21 protein-coding genes, 1 tRNA gene and 1 pseudogene are annotated in these 19,291 nt (G+C 34.4%); 16 read left to right on the top strand and 7 right to left on the bottom strand.

Annotated features, from left to right (window positions below; genetic code table 11):
* Positions 1 to 128: 128 nt before the first annotated feature.
* Both DDD_RS14485 and DDD_RS14480 read right to left on the bottom strand, forming a co-directional pair.
* Positions 129 to 623 carry a hypothetical protein gene (locus DDD_RS14485; protein ID WP_015363682.1) on the bottom strand — a complete coding sequence of 165 codons (495 nt, stop codon included), beginning with the start codon at positions 621 to 623 and terminating at the stop codon, positions 129 to 131.
* Between the two features lie 230 nt (positions 624 to 853).
* A tRNA-Arg gene (locus DDD_RS14480) sits at positions 854 to 927 on the bottom strand.
* A 130-nt stretch (positions 928 to 1,057) separates the two neighbouring features.
* Between DDD_RS14480 and DDD_RS14475 the strand changes: the two genes are divergently transcribed.
* The 3 genes from DDD_RS14475 (at position 1,058) to DDD_RS14465 (ending at position 2,975) form a co-directional block, all read left to right on the top strand.
* Positions 1,058 to 1,945, top strand: a complete 888-nt coding sequence (locus DDD_RS14475) for a phosphatase PAP2 family protein (protein WP_111474774.1) — start codon at positions 1,058 to 1,060, stop codon at positions 1,943 to 1,945.
* A gap of 67 nt (positions 1,946 to 2,012) precedes the next feature.
* Complete coding sequence (folE, locus tag DDD_RS14470) at positions 2,013 to 2,612, top strand: GTP cyclohydrolase I FolE (RefSeq protein WP_015363680.1); 600 nt, start codon at positions 2,013 to 2,015, stop codon at positions 2,610 to 2,612.
* A gap of 51 nt (positions 2,613 to 2,663) precedes the next feature.
* Entirely contained in the window at positions 2,664 to 2,975 is a 312-nt protein-coding gene (locus DDD_RS14465) for a hypothetical protein (protein ID WP_015363679.1), read from the top strand.
* A gap of 29 nt (positions 2,976 to 3,004) precedes the next feature.
* Here the strand turns inward: DDD_RS14465 and msrA are convergent, their stop codons facing one another.
* Positions 3,005 to 3,532, bottom strand: coding sequence for a peptide-methionine (S)-S-oxide reductase MsrA (gene msrA / locus DDD_RS14460; protein ID WP_015363678.1), 528 nt, complete (start codon positions 3,530 to 3,532; stop codon positions 3,005 to 3,007).
* A 118-nt stretch (positions 3,533 to 3,650) separates the two neighbouring features.
* On the opposite strand from msrA, the gene DDD_RS14455 reads away from it, so the two are divergent.
* The 12 genes and pseudogenes from DDD_RS14455 to DDD_RS18415 all read left to right on the top strand — a co-directional run.
* On the top strand, positions 3,651 to 6,095 hold the full coding sequence (locus DDD_RS14455; protein WP_052329275.1) for a DUF5916 domain-containing protein: 2,445 nt from the start codon (positions 3,651 to 3,653) through the stop codon (positions 6,093 to 6,095).
* A 20-nt stretch (positions 6,096 to 6,115) separates the two neighbouring features.
* Positions 6,116 to 6,775 (top strand): ABC transporter ATP-binding protein, encoded by a 660-nt coding sequence (locus tag DDD_RS14450; RefSeq protein WP_015363676.1) that lies wholly within the window; start codon positions 6,116 to 6,118, stop codon positions 6,773 to 6,775.
* Positions 6,776 to 7,543 (top strand): TIGR02757 family protein, encoded by a 768-nt coding sequence (locus DDD_RS14445; protein ID WP_015363675.1) that lies wholly within the window; start codon positions 6,776 to 6,778, stop codon positions 7,541 to 7,543. It begins immediately after the preceding gene.
* Positions 7,544 to 7,610: 67 nt separating this feature from the next.
* Positions 7,611 to 8,807 carry a sensor histidine kinase gene (locus DDD_RS14440; protein WP_015363674.1) on the top strand — a complete coding sequence of 399 codons (1,197 nt, stop codon included), beginning with the start codon at positions 7,611 to 7,613 and terminating at the stop codon, positions 8,805 to 8,807.
* A gap of 49 nt (positions 8,808 to 8,856) precedes the next feature.
* Complete coding sequence (locus tag DDD_RS14435) at positions 8,857 to 10,755, top strand: BatA domain-containing protein (RefSeq protein WP_015363673.1); 1,899 nt, start codon at positions 8,857 to 8,859, stop codon at positions 10,753 to 10,755.
* Positions 10,752 to 12,002 carry a dihydroorotase gene (locus DDD_RS14430; protein ID WP_015363672.1) on the top strand — a complete coding sequence of 417 codons (1,251 nt, stop codon included), beginning with the start codon at positions 10,752 to 10,754 and terminating at the stop codon, positions 12,000 to 12,002. The genes DDD_RS14435 and DDD_RS14430 overlap by 4 nt, the downstream gene beginning before the upstream one ends.
* The gene (locus DDD_RS14425) at positions 11,995 to 12,351 is read left to right on the top strand and encodes a hypothetical protein (protein ID WP_015363671.1); all 357 of its coding nucleotides are present in this window, start codon (positions 11,995 to 11,997) and stop codon (positions 12,349 to 12,351) included. Before DDD_RS14430 ends, DDD_RS14425 begins: the two co-directional genes overlap by 8 nt.
* Before the next feature lie 5 nt (positions 12,352 to 12,356).
* Positions 12,357 to 13,028: an alpha/beta hydrolase gene (locus DDD_RS14420; protein ID WP_015363670.1), complete on the top strand. Its 672-nt coding sequence runs from the start codon at positions 12,357 to 12,359 to the stop codon at positions 13,026 to 13,028.
* 162 nt (positions 13,029 to 13,190) lie between these two features.
* On the top strand, positions 13,191 to 14,507 hold the full coding sequence (locus DDD_RS14415; RefSeq protein WP_015363669.1) for a DEAD/DEAH box helicase: 1,317 nt from the start codon (positions 13,191 to 13,193) through the stop codon (positions 14,505 to 14,507).
* Positions 14,508 to 14,627: 120 nt separating this feature from the next.
* Positions 14,628 to 14,930 carry a nucleotidyltransferase family protein gene (locus DDD_RS14410; protein ID WP_041567191.1) on the top strand — a complete coding sequence of 101 codons (303 nt, stop codon included), beginning with the start codon at positions 14,628 to 14,630 and terminating at the stop codon, positions 14,928 to 14,930.
* Entirely contained in the window at positions 14,920 to 15,255 is a 336-nt protein-coding gene (locus tag DDD_RS14405; protein WP_015363667.1) for a HepT-like ribonuclease domain-containing protein, read from the top strand. The genes DDD_RS14410 and DDD_RS14405 overlap by 11 nt, the downstream gene beginning before the upstream one ends.
* A pseudogene (locus DDD_RS18415) lies at positions 15,245 to 15,433 on the top strand (DbpA RNA binding domain-containing protein); the annotation flags it as partial. The gene DDD_RS14405 and the pseudogene DDD_RS18415, both read left to right, overlap by 11 nt.
* A gap of 137 nt (positions 15,434 to 15,570) precedes the next feature.
* On the opposite strand, the gene DDD_RS14400 reads toward DDD_RS18415, so the two are convergent.
* Genes DDD_RS14400 through DDD_RS14390 form a run of 3 tightly spaced genes read right to left on the bottom strand, consistent with a single transcriptional unit; the run spans position 15,571 to position 17,286 of the window.
* The gene (locus DDD_RS14400) at positions 15,571 to 15,948 is read right to left on the bottom strand and encodes a hypothetical protein (RefSeq protein ID WP_015363666.1); all 378 of its coding nucleotides are present in this window, start codon (positions 15,946 to 15,948) and stop codon (positions 15,571 to 15,573) included.
* Positions 15,949 to 15,973: 25 nt separating this feature from the next.
* Positions 15,974 to 16,486 carry a hypothetical protein gene (locus tag DDD_RS14395; protein WP_015363665.1) on the bottom strand — a complete coding sequence of 171 codons (513 nt, stop codon included), beginning with the start codon at positions 16,484 to 16,486 and terminating at the stop codon, positions 15,974 to 15,976.
* Positions 16,483 to 17,286 (bottom strand): MBL fold metallo-hydrolase, encoded by an 804-nt coding sequence (locus DDD_RS14390; protein ID WP_236613382.1) that lies wholly within the window; start codon positions 17,284 to 17,286, stop codon positions 16,483 to 16,485. The genes DDD_RS14395 and DDD_RS14390 overlap by 4 nt, the downstream gene beginning before the upstream one ends.
* 48 nt (positions 17,287 to 17,334) lie before the next feature.
* On the opposite strand from DDD_RS14390, the gene DDD_RS14385 reads away from it, so the two are divergent.
* On the top strand, positions 17,335 to 18,819 hold the full coding sequence (locus DDD_RS14385) for a hypothetical protein (RefSeq protein WP_015363663.1): 1,485 nt from the start codon (positions 17,335 to 17,337) through the stop codon (positions 18,817 to 18,819).
* Here the strand turns inward: DDD_RS14385 and bcp are convergent.
* Complete coding sequence (bcp, locus tag DDD_RS14380; protein WP_015363662.1) at positions 18,814 to 19,263, bottom strand: thioredoxin-dependent thiol peroxidase; 450 nt, start codon at positions 19,261 to 19,263, stop codon at positions 18,814 to 18,816. The two genes, DDD_RS14385 and bcp, sit on opposite strands and share 6 nt — an antisense overlap.
* Positions 19,264 to 19,291: the final 28 nt, after the last annotated feature.

Raw genomic sequence — 19,291 nt, 5'->3', positions numbered from 1 at the left:
TCCCTATCGTCAACAAAATATATAGCTCTATTGATCAACAATAGAGCTTTTTTTATTGTTATAAATTAATTGCCAAAAGCGATCCTCATATAACTGATCTATAAAGAACATAAAAAATTTAAAAATTGTTATTTGATTTTAATTAAGGAATCCAGAAATATCTTGAGCTCATGCATTTGCTCAGATCCTGTTTTCCTTCCTATTCTTCCTAAAACATATAATACAAACCAAACGAGAATCATTAAAATCATACTGATTAATGGAAATCTTATTGGTTCACCCAAAGTGAATCGAGTATATAGCCAAATCCCAGACGCTATAAATAGTCCAGCAACAGCAAAATGAAAGAACATAAACATGGTCCAAACAGTAGGTTTAGGACCGAAAAGACCTTTAACCAATACAGTTCCTTCATTTTTTTCTACCAGCTCTAAATGTAACTCTGGAGACCAAAAATGTGCTCTTACAGCAGGTATTCTTACAAAAACATGATCATCAATTATACTGATAATATATTCCTTCTTGACAGCCTCTTGGTTAAAAAGATTGAGGATATCTTTCTTTTCCAGTGATAACACTTCTTGAAATCTAGGTCTTAAAACAATTTGTTGATCAATTTCCATTGTGACTTGCTTTTGTCTGTAATAAAGATACCTTTTTATTTAAAAGTCTGAAATGATTGAAATGAAAAACAACTTAATCAGACTGACATGAGTAGGACTCTTATATCGTTTAAATATTTGTTTAATAAGTATATATGATGAGCAAGTCTACGAGCTAAGCCCGTAAAAAGAGAAAAGGTTAAAAGAAACCATGAGCAAACTCAAAATTCTTTTAACCTTTTCTTTACTAGTGATCGCGACAGGATTCGAACCTGTGACCGTCTGCTTAGAAGGCAGATGCTCTATCCAGCTGAGCTACGCGACCTAATCGTTGCTTATTTCTAAGCGGTTGCAAATATAGTATTATTTTATAAAGTCACTACTTATTTTTAAAATTAAAGATTCTATTTTTATTATTGATCTAATAACCCCTTGAAATTGTTAATTTTGCCCACATGAATTTATTTAAAAAATCTTTACTGTTGATCTTACTATTAACAGTTTCATCCTTATTCTCACAAAATTTTAAACCAGATTCTTATAGTGCTAGCGATGTATCTAATATGTCTACATGGGAATTACTTAAATATGATGGCCTTCATATGTTCAATGGTGCTGCATATGCGTATTCAAGACCATTCCATTGGGGGAAAACGGATTTCTACAGAGCTGGTGCAACTACCTTATTAGTAGGCGGAATTTACACATTTGATGAAGATTCTAGTGACTTTTTTAGAGACCAAAAAGAGGATGTTCCAAAATTATTACGCGATTTTGGATGGTACTTTGGTAGCCCACAAAATAACTATGGAGTTACGGCAGGAATTTATACCTATGGATTACTTGCTAAAAGCCCAGAATGGCGACGCACAGGAGTCCTTATGATTTCAAGTGCCAGCGCTGGTGGATTACTGCAACAGGTTCTTAAAGCGGTAACAGGAAGAGCACGGCCAGAAACCGGTCTCGGTAAACATGAATTCCGTCCATTTTCTGGAGAATCTGGTTATCGATCATTTCCTTCAGGACATACTGTTTTATCATTTACAACAGCATATGCTCTTGCAAAACATTTTGATAATCCATACGTAAAAGCCGGTATTTACACAGTAGGACTTATTTCTCCAGTATCTCGTTTATGGTCAGGTGCTCATTTCCTTACAGACATTGTTTTGAGTCTCGCGATAACTATCGCCACAGTTGAGGCCGTAGACCGTTATCTAGATACTAGAAATGGATATGGAGATAAACGCTACGGAAAGGGAAGAACAGGAAGAGATCCTCAAAAAATGGTCTTTAGTTTTACTGCAACCAGCAACGCCATCGGAGTCACCTTAAATTTCTAAAATGTTTAACTTTATTTTAAATTAGTTAAACATAAAAAAGATACCTTTGATCAACTAAAAATATAAGATGGCACCATACCGCACTTTTGAAGAATACAACATTGAAACAACCGAAGAAATTAAAGATAAATATAGAGATGTCATCACCGAAATAGGCGAAGATGTAAAAAGAGAAGGCCTATTAAAAACACCAGAAAGAGCAGCAAAAGCTATGCAGTTTCTTACTTCTGGTTATGACATTGATCCTGCCGAAATTTTAAAAGGAGCCATGTTTGCTGAAGATTATAACGATATGGTTATTATTAAAGATATCGAGCTATATTCACTTTGCGAGCATCACATGTTACCGTTTTTTGGAAAAGCACACATAGCCTATATTCCTAATGGACATATAGTTGGTTTATCAAAGATTCCTCGTATAGTAGATGTATTTGCTAGACGATTACAAGTGCAAGAAAGGCTCACACACGACATATTAGAATGTATAGACGATACTTTAAAACCTAAAGGTGTTGCTGTAGTTATAGAGGCTTCTCACATGTGCATGATGATGCGAGGCGTTCAAAAACAAAATAGCTCTACTACAACTAGCGGATTTAGAGGTCAATTTGAAAAAACAGAAACTCGTGCAGAGTTCATGACCCTTATCACTTCTAATTTGCACTAAAATCACTTTTTGGAACGTTATTTGTCTATAAATGATTAAAAACAAATAATTATGTTTCAATCAAAACGATCTAAACTCATTGCTGGTATCTTGCTAGATCTCATAGGTATAGGATCTTACCTTATACCCATATTTGGAGAAATTACAGATTTGGGTTGGGCGCCTATTGCTGGTTTTATAATGACTAAATTATATCCTGGAAAATCTGGTGTTGCCGCTGGTGTTCTAACTACTATTGAAGAATTGATGCCTGGTATGGACATTATACCATCATTTACTATCATGTGGTGTTACACTTATCTCATAAATCCTAGTGAAGAAAATAATAAAGGAAAGACGGTTATAGACGTAGATCACAGATAATAAAAAAGCTCCATTAAGGAGCTTTTTTATTATTTGACTAATTCTTTAAATCCAGTTAGTAATTTTCTAATCTTTGGATCTATGATAACCTGACAATATCCTTGTTCCCTATTATTATTGTAATAATTATCATGAACTTCCTCAGCGGGATAAAAGGTGGTTGCTGGAGCTATCTCGGTAACGATAGGATCATTAAAAGCTCCCTCGTTTTCTAGTTCTTCTACGTATGATCTCGCTATTCGTTCTTGCTCTTCATTAAGAAATAAAATAGCACTTCTATAATGTGTACCTACATCATAGCCTTGTCTATTTAAAGTGGTAGGATCGTGGGTTGCCATAAATACTTGTAACAACTGTTTAAAACTTACTAGATTTTCATCATATGTAATTTCTATTGCCTCTGCATGACCTGTTCTTCCTTGAACTACCTCTCTATATGGTGGGTTTTTAATATGACCTCCACAAAAACCTGATCGTACCTTCTCTACTCCTTTTACTCTTTGAAAAACGGCTTCGGTACACCAGAAGCAGCCTCCTGCTAGTATTGCTGTTTTCATGTTTCTTTTATTAGCAAGTTACATCACATATTTTGTTGTGTTATTTTAATTAACATGTCTTTAATGAATTCGTGATTTAAAGCCGTTAATTTTGCGTTTTTCTCATAGCCATATAAAATTGAAAAGATTAATCGTTTTACTATTTGTTTTTCTCGCTTTCGCGAAAGCGGAATCGCAAGAACTACAAGACTCTCTACAAATTCAAAGAAAAGTTTATAAAGCAAAGAGAGTAACCACTGCACCAAAAATAGACGGTAAACCATTTGAGAAGTTTTGGGATCAAATCCCTGCAGGTGGCGACTTTGTGATGATTGAGCCTACAAACGGGCAAAAAGAACGAGAAACACATCAAACAAAGTTTAAAATAGCCTACGATGATAATGCTTTATACCTAGCGGCATATTTATATGATGATGATCCAGAAAGTATAGCAAGGCAATTCTCTCAAAGAGATCAAGTATTCACACAAGCTGATGTTTTTGGCTTTTACATTAACAACTACAATAACCAGATCAATCAAACTAGGTTTTTTGCAACAAGTGCAAACGCCTTGGGTGATGCCATTGTAGAAGGTAATAGACAAGATTTTAGTTACAACGTAGTGTTCAGATCAGAAACCAGCATCAATGATGCAGGATGGTTTGTAGAAATGAAAATCCCTTACCGGACGCTGCGCTTTCCAGAAGTAGAAGTGCAAGACTGGAGTTTCCAGATCTTTAGACGTATTACATCACTTAACGAAGAATACAGTTATAACTATATCGATATTACACAGGGAATCAACACGCAATACGATGCACTTATGACTGGTGTTTCTAATATTGATCCACCATTGCGATTGAATCTTTATCCATATGCAACGGTTATTAATGATAATTTTGATGGAAATTCTACCACGCAATACAATGCCGGAATGGATATTAAATATGGAATTAACGATGCATTTACCCTAGATGCGAGTTTAATTCCAGATTTTGGTCAAGTAGCTTTTGATCAGGTGGAGCTCAATTTGGGACCATTTGAACAGCTTTTTGGAGAGAATCGAGCCTTTTTCAATGAAGGAACAGACTTGTTCAATAAAGGAGGATTGTTCTTTTCTCGTAGAATAGGTCAAACTCCAAGCGGCTTTAGCAATGTAGAATTGTTTGATGATGAAGATATTATTGATAACCCCAGCAATGCACAATTACTCAATGCAGTTAAAGTAACTGGTAGAACAGCAAATAGGTTAGGAATTGGTTTCTTAAATGCAATTACTGATAAAACTGAAGCTACTATTCAAAACACCGTAACTGGTGAAAGGAGAACACAAGTTACCGAAGCGTTTACTAATTATAATATGTTTGTGCTAGATCAACAATTCAGTAAAAATAGTTCCATTGCCATCTCTAATGCAAGCACTTTAAGAAATGGTAGCTTTACTGATGCAAATGTCACAGCGATAGTTCTAGATCACAATGATAAGAATGCTGCAAATAATTATCGTGGAGAAATAAGAATGAGTAACCGCTTTACTCCTACCGGAACAAATACTGGTTATTCTAGCGAGGTTCAATGGCGCAGAACGATAGGGAAATGGAGACCTAGATTAGCACACTTTTATAGAGACAAGAATTGGAACCCTAATGATTTAGGTCGTAATTTTCAAACAAACACCCAAACCTTTGCTGCAGATTTAAGTTATAATCAGTTCACACCAGTAGGAATTTTTAATCGGTTTGATGTAGATTTTAGAGTACGTCATAGAAGACAAATAGATCCTGATTTACATACTAACACAGAATATACATTAAACCCATTCTTTTTTACTAGAGAACGTCTGGCTTTTGGAGCCGATTTCAATTTTTTCTCTAGAAATCTAAATCAGTTTGAGTCGCGTAAAGAAGGGCAAGTAGTCCGGTACGAGTCTGGTTATTTTACAGGCGGTTTTGTCTCCACAGATTACCGAAAGAAATTTGCTTTTGATTACAGAATGGGACGTTTCAAGAGATTTGATGATGCAGAAGAAAGCTATGACTTCAGGTTTAGTCCTCGATACAGATTCTCAGATAAATTTCTTTTGATCTATGCGCTTTCTTGGAGTAAAAATAATAATCGAATAAGCTATGTGACTACTGCAGATAATGATGAACCCATCGTAAGTAGACGAGATACACATACTGTTGAGAATTCTATTTCAGGAACTTTTAATTTTAATAATAGAGAAGCACTCAGCTTATCTTTTAGGAATTTCTGGTCTAGAGCCAGGTTTAGCAGAGAATTTAATGAACTTGCTCTTGATGGTACTTTATTACCATCAGATTATGAATTAACTGATGATTTTGATCCAGATGCAAACTTTAATGTTTGGAACCTAGACCTTTCGTATAGATGGCGCTTTGCCCCAGGCAGTGAAGCTTCATTACTGTACAGAAATAGTATTTTTAACTTTGATAATCAAGGAGAAATAGGTTTTGAAGATAGTCTAGATGAATTATTCACACAGCCAGTACGACACAACATTTCATTAAGAGTCACTTATTTCTTAGACTTTAATGATGCAAAAGGATGGTTTAAAGCTTAAAAAACTATTTCTTTGTTCTTATGATAAAAGCTACGCAGATTTATAAAAGTTTTGGTGACCTTCAAGTCCTTAAAGGTGTTGATCTAGAAATAAAAACAGGCGAAATTGCAAGTGTAGTAGGAAGTTCTGGAGCTGGTAAAACAACTCTACTGCATATTTTAGGTACTTTAGAACAACCTGACACAAAACAGGAGAGTAGTCTTTACATTGATGGTACTGACATCTTAAAGCTTAAAGGAAAGCAGCTGAGTAAATTTCGTAATAATTCCTTAGGTTTTATATTTCAATTTCATCAATTACTACCAGAATTTACTGCTTTAGAAAATGTATGTATCCCAGCATATATAGCAAATACAGATAAGGCAGTCGCAGAAAAAAGAGCCAAAGAATTGCTCTCCTATTTAAAACTTTCAGGTAGATTTGATCATAAACCTGGCGCACTTTCTGGTGGTGAGCAACAGCGCGTTGCTGTAGCAAGAGCTTTGATAAACAATCCTAAAGTAATCTTTGCAGACGAGCCTACTGGAAATCTAGATAGCGCTACGGCAAACGATCTTCACGAGCTCATTTTTCAACTACGTAAAGAGTTTAATCAAACCTTTGTTATCGTTACACACAATGAAGAACTGGCAGATCTAGCAGACCGAAAACTGGTCATGAGCGACGGTAAATTCTTATAAATGAATCGCAAAGAGCTTAAAGAATTTCTAGACGCAAAGGTCGAGCAGTACAACACTCCTGACTTTATACCTCACGATCCTATTCAAATTCCGCATCTTTTTACTGATAAAAAAGATATCGAGATCTCTGGATTTCTTATTGCGACTATAGCATGGGGTAATCGTAAATCCATCATTAATAATGCTCACAAACTGATGGATCTTATGGATAATGCTCCGGTAGATTTCATTAAAAATCACGAAGAGAACGATCTTAATCGTTTTGAGGGTTTTGTGCACCGCACTTTCAATAGTGAAGATTGCAAGACTTTTATGCGATCATTGCAGTATATAGAAAGCAAATATGGTGGTTTAGAGCACGCTTTCGCGAAAGCGTACCGAGAACAATCAAATTTACAAGAGGCAATCTCTCAATTTAAAACCATCTTTTTTGAAATAAAGCATCTGCCACGCACCCAAAAACACGTGAGCGATCCCATGAAAAATAGTAGTGCAAAGCGCATCAATATGTTTTTAAGATGGATGGTAAGAAAAGATAATGCTGGTGTTGATTTTGGCATCTGGAATAAGATTCCTATGAGTGCACTTTCCTTACCTCTAGATGTTCATACTGGAAATATAGCTCGTAAACTCAAAATGCTTAAACGCAAGCAAAACGACGCAAAAGCGGTTGCTGAGCTAGGAAAAGTACTGCGTAAATTTGATCCTGTTGATCCTGTGAAGTATGATTTTGCGTTATTCGGACTAGGTGCGTTTAAAGAATTATAAAATTCTGTTAAAGCACTCATTTACTGATTTATATATAAACTAACTTTGAATAAATCCAACCTTAGTTATGACAGCCGCCATTCAATTAACAGAAGAATCTAGATTAAAAGCCATACAGAAGCTTAGGATTTCCCGAGATCGAGAAAAGGTGTTTGATGAGCTTACTGAGCTGGCGTGTCGTTTAACCGAAGTACCAAGATCTTTGATAAGTATTGTTGAAAAAGATGAAGTCTGGTTTAAATCTCAAAAAGGATTAGAATTAAATTCTAGTAAAAGAGAATTATCTTTTTGTAGTAAAGTAATCGCTTCAAATGAAGAAGTGTTTGTCATTGAAGATGCGCGTAAAATAGAATCACTTGAAAATCATCCAGAAGTAATTGCAGTTGATCCTATTATTTTTTATGCAGGAGTCAAATTAATGTCTAAAGATGGTTATCCCATAGGTGCTATTTGTGTGCTAGATAATAAACCTCATAAATTGAGCGAAGAAGATAAAAACTCGCTTCTTATGGTAGGTGATTTAATCCAAAGACAATTTGAATTAAAGAAACTCAATGAAGACCTCTTAGTACAAACAGCGATACTTGAAGAGAACAATGAAATGCTCAAAAGCTTTGCTCATACAGTTTCTCATGATATGAAAATGCCACTTGCAAACATGGTTCTTACTACTGATATCGTTTCAAAAAAATATGGAGAAGCCATTGATGATTCTGGAAAAAAATACTTGAAGTTTATAAAAGACGCCGCATTTGGCCTTTCTGACTATGTAGGCCAGATATTATCACATTATGAAAGTGACACTTTTTTAATTGAAGATAGAGAAGTCTTTGATATTTATACAATACTTGAAGCTATTCAAGACATACTAGCAATTCCAGATGATGTAGGTTTTCAATTGCCTGAGGATAATATTTTAGTGAATATTAATAAAAGTGTTCTTGAGCAAATTCTATTCAATCTTATTGCAAATGCTTTAAAATATAACGATAAGGAAACAGTTATTATCAAAATAGATGCTGTTGAAAAAGATAACTTCTATATTTTCAAAGTAATTGACAACGGTATAGGAATTTCTGAGGATAAAAAAGAGGAGATTTTTAAAATGTTTAGTACGCTTGATGTGAAAGACCGTAATGGTAAAAAAGGAAACGGCATAGGCTTAAGTACGGTAAAAAAGTTAGTAAATAAACTTAACGGTTTCATAAGCGTCAATTCAGAATTAGGTAAAGGAACTGAATTCATAATTACTGTATCAAAATAAGTAGGACAATCTTAGAGAAGATATTATCTTTGATCAATCCTAGAAATAAATGATATTTAAAAACCCAATAATTCTTTACGGTCTATTTTTCTTAATAGTTCCTATTATTGTTCATCTGTTTCAGCTCAGAAAATTTAGTAAAGTTGCCTTTACTAACGTCGATTTTCTCAAACCTTTAATCAATCAAACAAGAAAAAGTCGCCAGCTCAAAAAATGGCTCACTCTTCTTGCTCGATGTCTTGCAGTAGCTTGTATAGTTATAGCTTTTGCTCAGCCTTTTCTCCCTGGTAGTAATACTGCTACACAAGAAAAACAAACCGCTATTTATCTTGATAATTCCTTCTCAATGGAATTGAATGGTAAAAATGGACCGTTGTATAAAAATGCTACCAGCCAGTTATTAGAAAAATTGCCAGCAGATAAAGTTTTTACATTATTTACAAATGATAAGATTTTTACCAATACCAATAGACAGCAAATTACAAACGAATTACTAGCTAATAATTATTCAAGCGAGTTGCTTTCTTTTGAGCAAATACAGCTTAAGGCCTCTTCCCTACTCGATAATAAAACAGCTGCTAAAGAGATTATTTTTATTTCAGATTTTCAGAATACAAATGGTGCTGCTTTTCCCGATACATTAAAAGGCGTAAAAAGAGAATTAGTAAAATTAGAACCTCAAGAAACGAACAATATTTCTATTGACACAGCATTTATCGTGGATCAATCTGGAGCTAATCTTAAACTTCAAGTTGATTTAAGCTCTAATTATAATGTAGAACAACCAATTACTTTAACCTTAGAAAATAATACAGTTTTACTCGCAAAAACTTCTGTACTTCTTGAAAACCAGAAAGGGACGGCAAATTTTGATATCGAGATTGATGAACCTATAACAGGAAGAATTTATATAGAAGATCAAGGTATTTCTTTTGACAACGAGCTATTCATAAGCACTGGTGCAAAACAAAAAATTAAAGTTCTAAGCATCAATGGTGCCGATTCTAACTTCCTAGATCGATTATATAATGACGATCAGTTTGAATATTTGAGTGTCAAAGAAAGAGATGTCAATTATAATCTGATTAAAGATCAAAATATTGTAGTAATTAATGAAGTAAGTAATATTCCAGCAAGTTTGAGTACTGAATTAAATCAGCTTACTCAAAATGGAGGTTATTTAGTCCTTATTCCTGCTGCAAATTCTTCTGGCTACGATTCCATAGGAATGTCTGGTATCGAATTAAACGAATCATCAAAAAAAATAACCGAAATAAATTTTAATCACCCATTATTTAAAGGAGTTTTTAATAAGCGCGTTACTAACTTTCAGTATCCTAGCGTTCAAACTGTTCTAAAAAGCACTAATGCAATTAATCCTATTCTGAAGTATGAAGATGGCAGTAGTTTCCTTTATAAAAATCAAAACACTTACGTTTTCACATCTGGTCTAAATCTAGAGAACAGTAATTTTCAGAGTTCACCGTTAATTGTGCCTGTTTTCTATAACATGGCAATGAGTTCATTACCTATTTCTCAATTGTATTACGACCTAGACAGCAGCAATGCTATTGCTGTAAATACTACTTTAAATCAAGATCAAATCATTAGTTTATCAAATGGTACTTCTGAGTTCATTCCACGACAACAAGCTTTTGATAATTACGTGTTAGTAAACGCTGGACAAGATTTTTCTACCGCAGGTAATTATGACGTCACTATAAAAGATGAAAAGGTTTCTACTCTTAGCTTTAATGCAAAACGTCAAGAAAACCAGTTAAAATATTATTCTGACGCAGATTTAGGTAATAATCTATCTACGTCAATTAATGACTTGTTGTATAAACTGGACCAGGAAGAGAACATTCTATCTTTGTGGAAATACTTTGTGATGGGAGCACTTTTCTTCCTAATTTGTGAAATACTGATTTTAAAGTTTGTAAAATGATTCTACTTAAAAACGCTATTATCGTAGATGCCAGTTCTCCTCTAAATGGGAAAAAAAGAGATCTTCTCATTAAAAATGGGAAAATTGAAAAAATAGGTGTTTCCATTGAAAATGAGGATGCTAAAATCGTTGAGCGTGACAATATGCACATTTCCATAGGATGGATCGATACCAGTGTAAGTCTAGGAGAACCAGGTTTTGAAGAACGACAAACCATTCAAAATGGTATTAAAGCAGCCGCAAATGGTGGTTTTACTACCATCATGCTCAACCCTAATAATCAGCCTAATCCACAGGATCAATCAGGAATCAAATACCTTAAAAACGTAACTGCAAATCAAGCGGTTACCATTCTACCTGTAGGTTCTTTTACATTAAACCAAAAAGGAGAACATCTTGCCGAACTATATGATATGCAGCATGCAGGTGCAGTATCGTTTTATGATTATAAAAAGGAAGTAACTAATGCCAACTTGCTTAAAGTAGGACTGCAGTACACCTCTTCTTTTCAAGGTGTGGTACAATCATTCCCACAAAATAAAGACATTGCAGGAAAAGGTATGGTAAATGAAGATGTCACCACAACTAACTTGGGACTTAAGTCCATGCCTAGCCTAGCCGAAGAACTTCAAATAGCTAGAGATTTGAGAATCGCGAGTTATACAAAAGGTAGATTACATATTCCGACTGTAAGCACCAGCGAAGGTTTAAAACTGATTAAAAAATATAAAGAAACTGCTCAAAATGTAAGTTGCAGTGTTTCCATACACCATCTAACGATGTCTAGTAATGAGTTAGAATCTTTTGATGCAAACTTTAAAGTACAACCACCATTTAGAGATGAGAAAGAAGTAAAACAACTTCAAAGACATCTTAATTCTGGAGTGATAGATGTGGTTACAAGTGATCACACACCGTTAACCATAGAACATAAAGATCTAGAATTTGATCGAGCATCTGCTGGTACAATAGGATTAGAAAGTGCTTTTGGAGCTTTGAATAATCTTATCGATACTCAGAAAACAGTGGAGCTATTAACAAACGGCTATGAGGTTTTCAATCAGAAAAGACCAATAATAGAAGAAGGTGAACTGGCTAACTTGACTCTTTTTGAGCCAGGTACGTCTTATACATTTGAAAAGAAACATATTGTGTCCACCTCAAAGAACTCAGCATTCATAGGAAAACCTATGAAAGGAAGAGTCATTGGAATCGTCAACAATAAAAAAGCTATTTGGAATGAGTAAAAATCCGGCTGGGAAGAATCTTGCATTACTTGCTTATGGTAGTGCTATCTTGATCTATTTACCTCTTTTATTTTTTATTGGAGCCTTTGGCGTTGCCATAATTTTGAACCAGAATAAAGGGAATAAATTTGCTTCTTTCCATATTAGACAAATGTTCGGAATAGGTGCTATGACAATAATCGCCAGTATTTTTACAAATCGCGTAGAGAATATTTGGGTTGGTCTTACCGTATTAAGCCTCATGGTTTTATTAGCGCTATTAGGATTTACCAGTGCTTACCGCAATCAACAAGATGAATTACCATTTATAGGAAAGTACTTCCAGCAATGGTTCACTTTTATTAAATAAACAATTTGAATACCTCACTTACATTACATCATCTCACGCGTCCTGCGCGACAAGAAAACGCACCTTTACTCCTATTACTTCACGGTTATGGCAGTAATGAAGAAGATTTATTTTCATTTGCCCCAGAGATCAGTGAAGACATTTTTATAGTTTCGGCAAGGGCACCTTTTGATTTACAGCCTTACGGTCATGCCTGGTATGCGATCAATTTTGATGCTGCTGGTGGCAAGTTTAGTGATAACGATCAGGCTAGAGAAAGTATGATGAAAATCACTACTTTCTTAGAAGAATTAAAAGCAACTTACTCCATCGATCCTAATAATTTGAACGTTCTTGGTTTTAGTCAGGGCGCGATTCTATCTTATGGATTGAGCCTTTCGCAACCAGGTTTATTTCGCAATGTGGTGGCGATGAGCGGTTATATTAATGAAGATTTAATTGCAGGAAGAAGTGATTTGTCAGTCCGCTTTCGCGAAAGCGAGATCAAAACAAACTACTTCATATCTCATGGAACCGTTGATCAAGTCGTACCTTATGCATGGGCAAAGCAAGCACCAGCCATCATGGAAGAAATAGGTGCCGATTATGTTTTTAAAGATTATCCAATAGGTCATGGAGTTGCCAGAGATAATTTTTATGACATGAAAGCGTGGCTGGAGAAAAGGGTTTTAAAGTAATAAGGTAAGCTAGCTGAATTAAAATCAACTTGCAATTTTTAAAAGCTCCTTTCCTTAGAAAAGGAAAGGTGGGCAATGTGAGTGAAACGAACATTGGTCGGAAAGGTTTACAAATGCTGGTATAATCTCGATAGCTTGTATTAAAAGTAAAAACAAAATCAAATGAACAATTCCATAAAATCACAACAGCAAATTCTAGATAAATTAGGAATTGTATCATTAAACGACATGCAGCTTCAAGCTCATGAGGCGATTACAAATCATCGTGATACGGTACTCATTTCTCCTACTGGAACTGGAAAAACACTTGCTTTTTTATTACCAGTAATTGAACAATTAAATCCTGACCTTGTTGAAGTTCAAGCTTTAATTCTTGTTCCTTCTCGCGAACTTGCTATTCAAATAGAACAAGTCATAAGAGAAATGGGAACAGGCTATAAAGCCAACGCGATCTATGGTGGTCGTGCTGGTGCAAAGGATAAAGAAGATTTGAACCACACTCCTACTATACTCGTAGGAACGCCAGGAAGAATTGCAGATCATTTGAGACGTGAATCTTTTGATCCTTTATTTATCAAAACATTGATTCTTGACGAATTTGATAAATCGCTAGAAACCGGTTTTGAAAAAGAAATGAAGGAAATCGTAAATGCCTTACCGAATGTAGGACGCAATATTCTCACATCAGCGACTTTCAAAGCAAAAGTTCCTTCATTTGTAGGATTGGAGAATCCGCAGGTGTTGAAGTTTGAAAAGAAAACGGATAGTGTTCTAAAAATAAAGACATTAGCTTCTGATTCTAAGAATCGATTTATTAATCTGGAACAAATTATCGCTAGAACAGGCAACGGCAACGGAATCATCTTTTGTAATTTTAAAGACTCTATTGAAGAAGTCAGTGAGTTTTTAGAAAGTAGTAATATATCACATTCGGTATTCTTTGGAGGATTGGAACAACGAGATCGTGAGCGTGCTTTAATTAAGTTTAGAAACGGAACGCACCAGCTTTTACTTGCTACAGATCTTGCCGCTCGTGGAATAGATGTGCCAGAATTGGATTTTATCATTCATTATGAATTGCCTTTTCATAAAGAAGAATTTACCCATAGAAATGGCCGTACTGCAAGAATGCATGCCGATGGAACTGCCTACATTCTCCACAATAAAAAACACCCTTTACCAGACTATATAGAAGAAAGCACGCCACTCGAATACACAGAACGCCTTAAAGTAACACAAGATCAAAAATGGGAAACCCTTTTTATTTCTGGCGGTAGAAAAGATAAAATCTCTAAAGGTGATATCGCAGGACTGTTCTTTAAACAAGGAAATCTTGATAAAAATGAATTAGGAATTATAGAATTAAAGCAAGATTGTGCTTTTGTGGCTGTTCCTTTTGAAAAGGCTTATCAACTTTGTCAGGAATTGAATGATTCTAAGATTAAGAAACGTAAGGTGAGGATTTATAGGTTGGAGTAATATTAGTTTTAATTTCCAACACATTCATTTAGACAGTTCAAATTAAAAATTTATCACTCTGTCTATCAGACAATATAATGTAGTTACGAATTTGCAAAGTAATTATCTATCTTTGATATTATGAAAATTAGTAAAAAACATCTTAACTCTTTAAAGAAACTTTGTGTGGAATATAAAGTAAGTACGCTTGCTGCTTTTGGCTCTGTATTGAGAGAAGATTTCAATGATACGTCAGACATTGATTTTGCTATTGATTTTAACGAAACTGATCCTATTAAATATGCAAATCTATATTTTGAATTAAAACAAAAATTAGAGGAGCTTTTTAAAAGAAAAATAGATTTGATAGAGTTGAGAGCTGTCAAAAACAAGTTTTTCAAAGAAGAGTTGGACAAAAATAAAGTAACCATTTATGGATTATAGAATCCTTGTTTGGTTAGAGGATATTGAACGATCAATTGACGAAATATTTGAATTCTTACCTGAGGAAAGAGATTTTTTTCAATATCAAAAAGATTTAAAAACTAAAAAAGCGATAGAAAGGAACATCGAAATTATAGGTGAAGCGGTCAATCGAATTTCTAAGAGATCAAATTCCAATATCACGATTTCAAATGCTTATAAAATTGTAAGTACAAGAAATAGACTTGCTCATGAGTATGATCAAATATCAGACGAAATCATCTGGTCTATTATAATCAGAGAGCTTCCTAGCTTAAAGGAAGAAATTATAAAGCTCAAAAGGTGACATCACAGGACTCTTCTTTAAGCATGGAAATATTGATAAAAACGAATTAGGAATTATAGAGTTAAAGTAAGATTGTGCTTTTGTGGCTGTTCCTTTTGAAAAGGCCTATGATCTATGCAAAGAATTAAATAATTCTAAGATCAAGAAACGTAAAGTGAGAATTTATAGGTTGGAGTAAATTGCTTTTACTATGATATAAATTAGGTAACAACTTAAAAACTCTTTTTTGAACATAGGAAACATGTGCAAAAAGTAATATATGATGTAAATATTAGTTTCTTATTAGAAAAGATTATATTCCTTAACTTCTAAACGTCATAATATTTGAATTTCAGGATTGTCTTCTATTCCTTCTTTAATGATCTTAAAAATTTTCTGTATCGTCTCCTTTGTAGAGATTTTTTTAAATAGCTTTCTTATATATTCTTTTTTTGGGTTTATAGAAATCAAAAATTCATTTAGTTCACCATCTATGTTTCCTATAGAAATATACACCATGAATTGATATTGATCTAACCTCAACTCATAACTGTAGTCTGTAGAATACAAATCAGCAACAGCAATATCTTTTTCTATCAATAAGTTTTTAATAAATTCAGCTAATTTTTTACCAAATCTTCCAGGATTAATCTCGTCTTCTTCATAAGAATATGCAGGAAACAATTCTGTTTTTATATGAATTTCAGTTTCCATATCTACTTCTCTAAATACTTATCAATTACCTATCTCGATCAAACAACAACGCCTTGACCGTTTCCATTTCGACTTCTTTGTTTTCGTTAATATCGTAGCGTATTAATATTTCTCCCCAGCGGTCGTTGTCTGTGAAATTAGCTAGTACCCATTTGTGATTAATGAACTTAGTATCATTTATAGTAAAGCCACGACCTTTTCCTTCGTACGGAATTAAAGGATTACCGCCATCTTTAATGTTCAATTCTAATAGTTCGTCTTTTACGATGCGTTCTACTTCAAAAGAATCTAACCCTAAAGCAAAGAGGTAATTTTCGGCTTCAGGATTTCCTTTTAAAGAAAAGACCGAGTTTTCATAATCTGCTTTTACTTCTACAGATAAGGCGTCCTTACGAGCTTGATCAGTTTCATACAGTTGCTTGCGCAGTACTTCTACCTGATTTTCTAGTTTTTCATGATATCTTCTACCGTTAACGTAGATAACTAATGCTGTAAGTGCAGCAAAAATAAATAGGTATAAATAAAAGCTTCTTTTCAATTTGATGTGATTTTTAAATTATCGTAAGCTAAAAACACGTTCTCAGGAAGTTGCTGTTGTACCTCTTCATGAAAACCTAAATAATGACTTATATGTGTAAAGTAAGTACGTTTAGGTTGTAGTTCCCTTACTAATTCTAGAGCTTCTTCGAGGTTTAAATGTGTTGGGTGCGGTTCTTCTCGCAACATGTTTAGAATTAAGACGTCTAAGTTTTTAAGTTTCTTTTTTTCGCCTTGAGCGATAGTCTTAACATCAGTCATATAAGCGACGTTCTCAATTCTAAAACCATGAACAGGAATATAACCATGGTCTGCTAGAACTGGTGTTACATTAATTCCATCAACTTGAAATGAATCATTTTGAAACTCATGAACCTCTAGAGTAGCCACGCCTGGATATTTATCTTTTGTTGTAAAGATATAATTGAATCGCTCTTGAAGTGCTCTGTGAACTCTTGATGTCATGTAACACTGTAAATCACCTTGACGAAAATAGAATGGTCTGAGATCATCTAGTCCTGCAGTATGATCTGCATGTTCATGAGTAAAAAGAACGGCATCAATAGAAGAAACTTTATTAGAAAGCATTTGCTGACGAAAATCTGGACCGCAATCAATGATAAAACGCTTGTCCATAACTTCTACCATAGCGCTAACTCTTAACCGTTTGTCTTTAGGATCATCACTCAAACATACTGGATGTGAGCTACCTATAACTGGGATTCCTTGTGATGTGCCTGTGCCTAAAATTGTAATTGTTACTTCCATAAATGTTTTATAAAAGTATGGAGTTTTTTTCATTTAAGTAGCGTGGTTTGCTACCTTTGTATGAACAGCAAAATTAAAAAAATGGGTATTACCTTACCAGGAGATCACGACTTTGAATCAGTACCTTCACTTAAGAATAAAGTACTAAGAATCAACTTGAACCGCAATATTTATGGAACCTTTGCAGAAATAGGTGCAGGACAAGAAACGGTAAGGCAATTTTTTAGAGCTGGTGGTGCTTCTGGAACGATTGCAAAAGCCATGAGCGCTTATGACAAAGATTTTTCTGATGCAATTTACGGAGTTCAAGATGATGGACGTTATGTGACCGAAGCTCGTTTGAAAAAAATGCTGTCTCATGAGTCTAATCTTGTTGAAGAACGACTTTCTAGAGAAAAACACCCAGAAAAATTGTTCTTCACCTACGCTAACACTGTTGCAACAATTGACTTTGCAAAACGCTATTTAGGTCATGGATGGGTAGGAATACGTTTTCAAGCATCTCCTGAAGAAGAGTACTCAGAAATTATACTTCATGTTAGATTTAAAGAGCGCGATGCTCGTTTACAACAAATAACTCTCGGAATCTTAGGAACCAACTTAATTTATGGTGCCTTTTATAAGCATGATCAACCTAAAAAATTATTAGAGTATTTATACGATCATATCGATAAAGATAAAATCGAAATTGATATGATCAACTTCTCTGGACCTAGATTTGAAGAAGTAGATAACCGTTTGATGAGTTTACAGTTGCTTAAGCATGGTATGACAGAAGCAGTAATGTTCGGCCCAGATGGTAATAATATTTTGAGTGCACGTATACTTTACAAGAAAAATGTATTAGCTTTAAGAGGTAGTTTCCGTCCTGTGACTAAGGTAAACATGGATATGTTTGAAACTGCTCGCCGAAGATTCCTCAAATCTGGAACAGTCAAAGAAGAGAATGTTGAAACGATTTTTGAGATCACACTTTCTAACTTGAAAGCCCAAGGAGAAATAGATGAAGATGATTTCATGCACAGAGCAGAATTACTTTGTTCTCTAGGACAAACCGTAATGATCTCTAACTTTAAAGAATATTATAGACTTGTAGAATACTTTAATAATTATACTAAAGCGCGTATAGGACTCGTAATGGGTGTCAATAATTTAGTAGATATTTTTGATACCAAATACTATACACATTTAAGTGGTGGAATATTAGAAGCTTTCGGTAAATTATTCTTTAAAGATTTACGTGTTTATTTATACCCATTATTAAATCAAGAAACTGGTGAATTGACGACCAGCGAAAACTTAAAAGTGCATCCACGTATGAAGGAATTGTATAAATTCTTTAAGTACAATGGTAAATTGAAAGATCTTGAAGATTATGATAAAAGTATCCTACATATCTTTTCAAGAGAAGTTTTACGCATGATTGATGCAGGAGAAGATGGCTGGCAAGAAATGCTACCAGATGGAATTCCGGCACTTATTGAGAAGGAAAACCTATTCGGACACGATAAAGGAAAATCTTCGGAGCCAACTGAGAAAGTTAGCTCCGAAGATGCACCATTATAATATTTGAGCTGCGTGATCTTTGGTTTTTACCTTTGATATTACATCAGAGATCACGCCGTTTTCATCGATGACAAAAGTCGTACGATGTATACCGTCGTATTCTTTACCCATGAACTTTTTTGGTCCCCAAACTTGAAACGCATTTAATAACGTATGATCTTCATCTGCGAGAAGATCGTAAGGAAGTTCATATTTAGTTTGAAAATTCTTTTGCCTTTTTGGGCTGTCGGCACTTGCACCTAGTATTTCGTAACCGCTTGCGCGAAAACGATCTACATTATCCCTCAAATTACAAGCTTCAGCCGTACAACCTGGCGTACTTGCTTTAGGATAAAAGAACAAAACCAATTTCTTACCTGCGAAATCAGACAAAGAAACTGCTTGCTCGTCTTGATTCAAAACTGAAAAATCTGGAGCTTTATCTCCTACTTTTAATGAAGTCATATCGTATTTTTGTTTAAAGCATAAAATT

Origin of the sequence: Nonlabens dokdonensis DSW-6 (genome assembly GCF_000332115.1) — a bacterium.
In the GTDB taxonomy this organism is placed as follows: domain Bacteria; phylum Bacteroidota; class Bacteroidia; order Flavobacteriales; family Flavobacteriaceae; genus Nonlabens; species Nonlabens dokdonensis.
The sequence above is the reverse complement of the archived record's forward strand: the minus strand, read 5'-3'. Positions and strand labels throughout refer to the sequence as shown.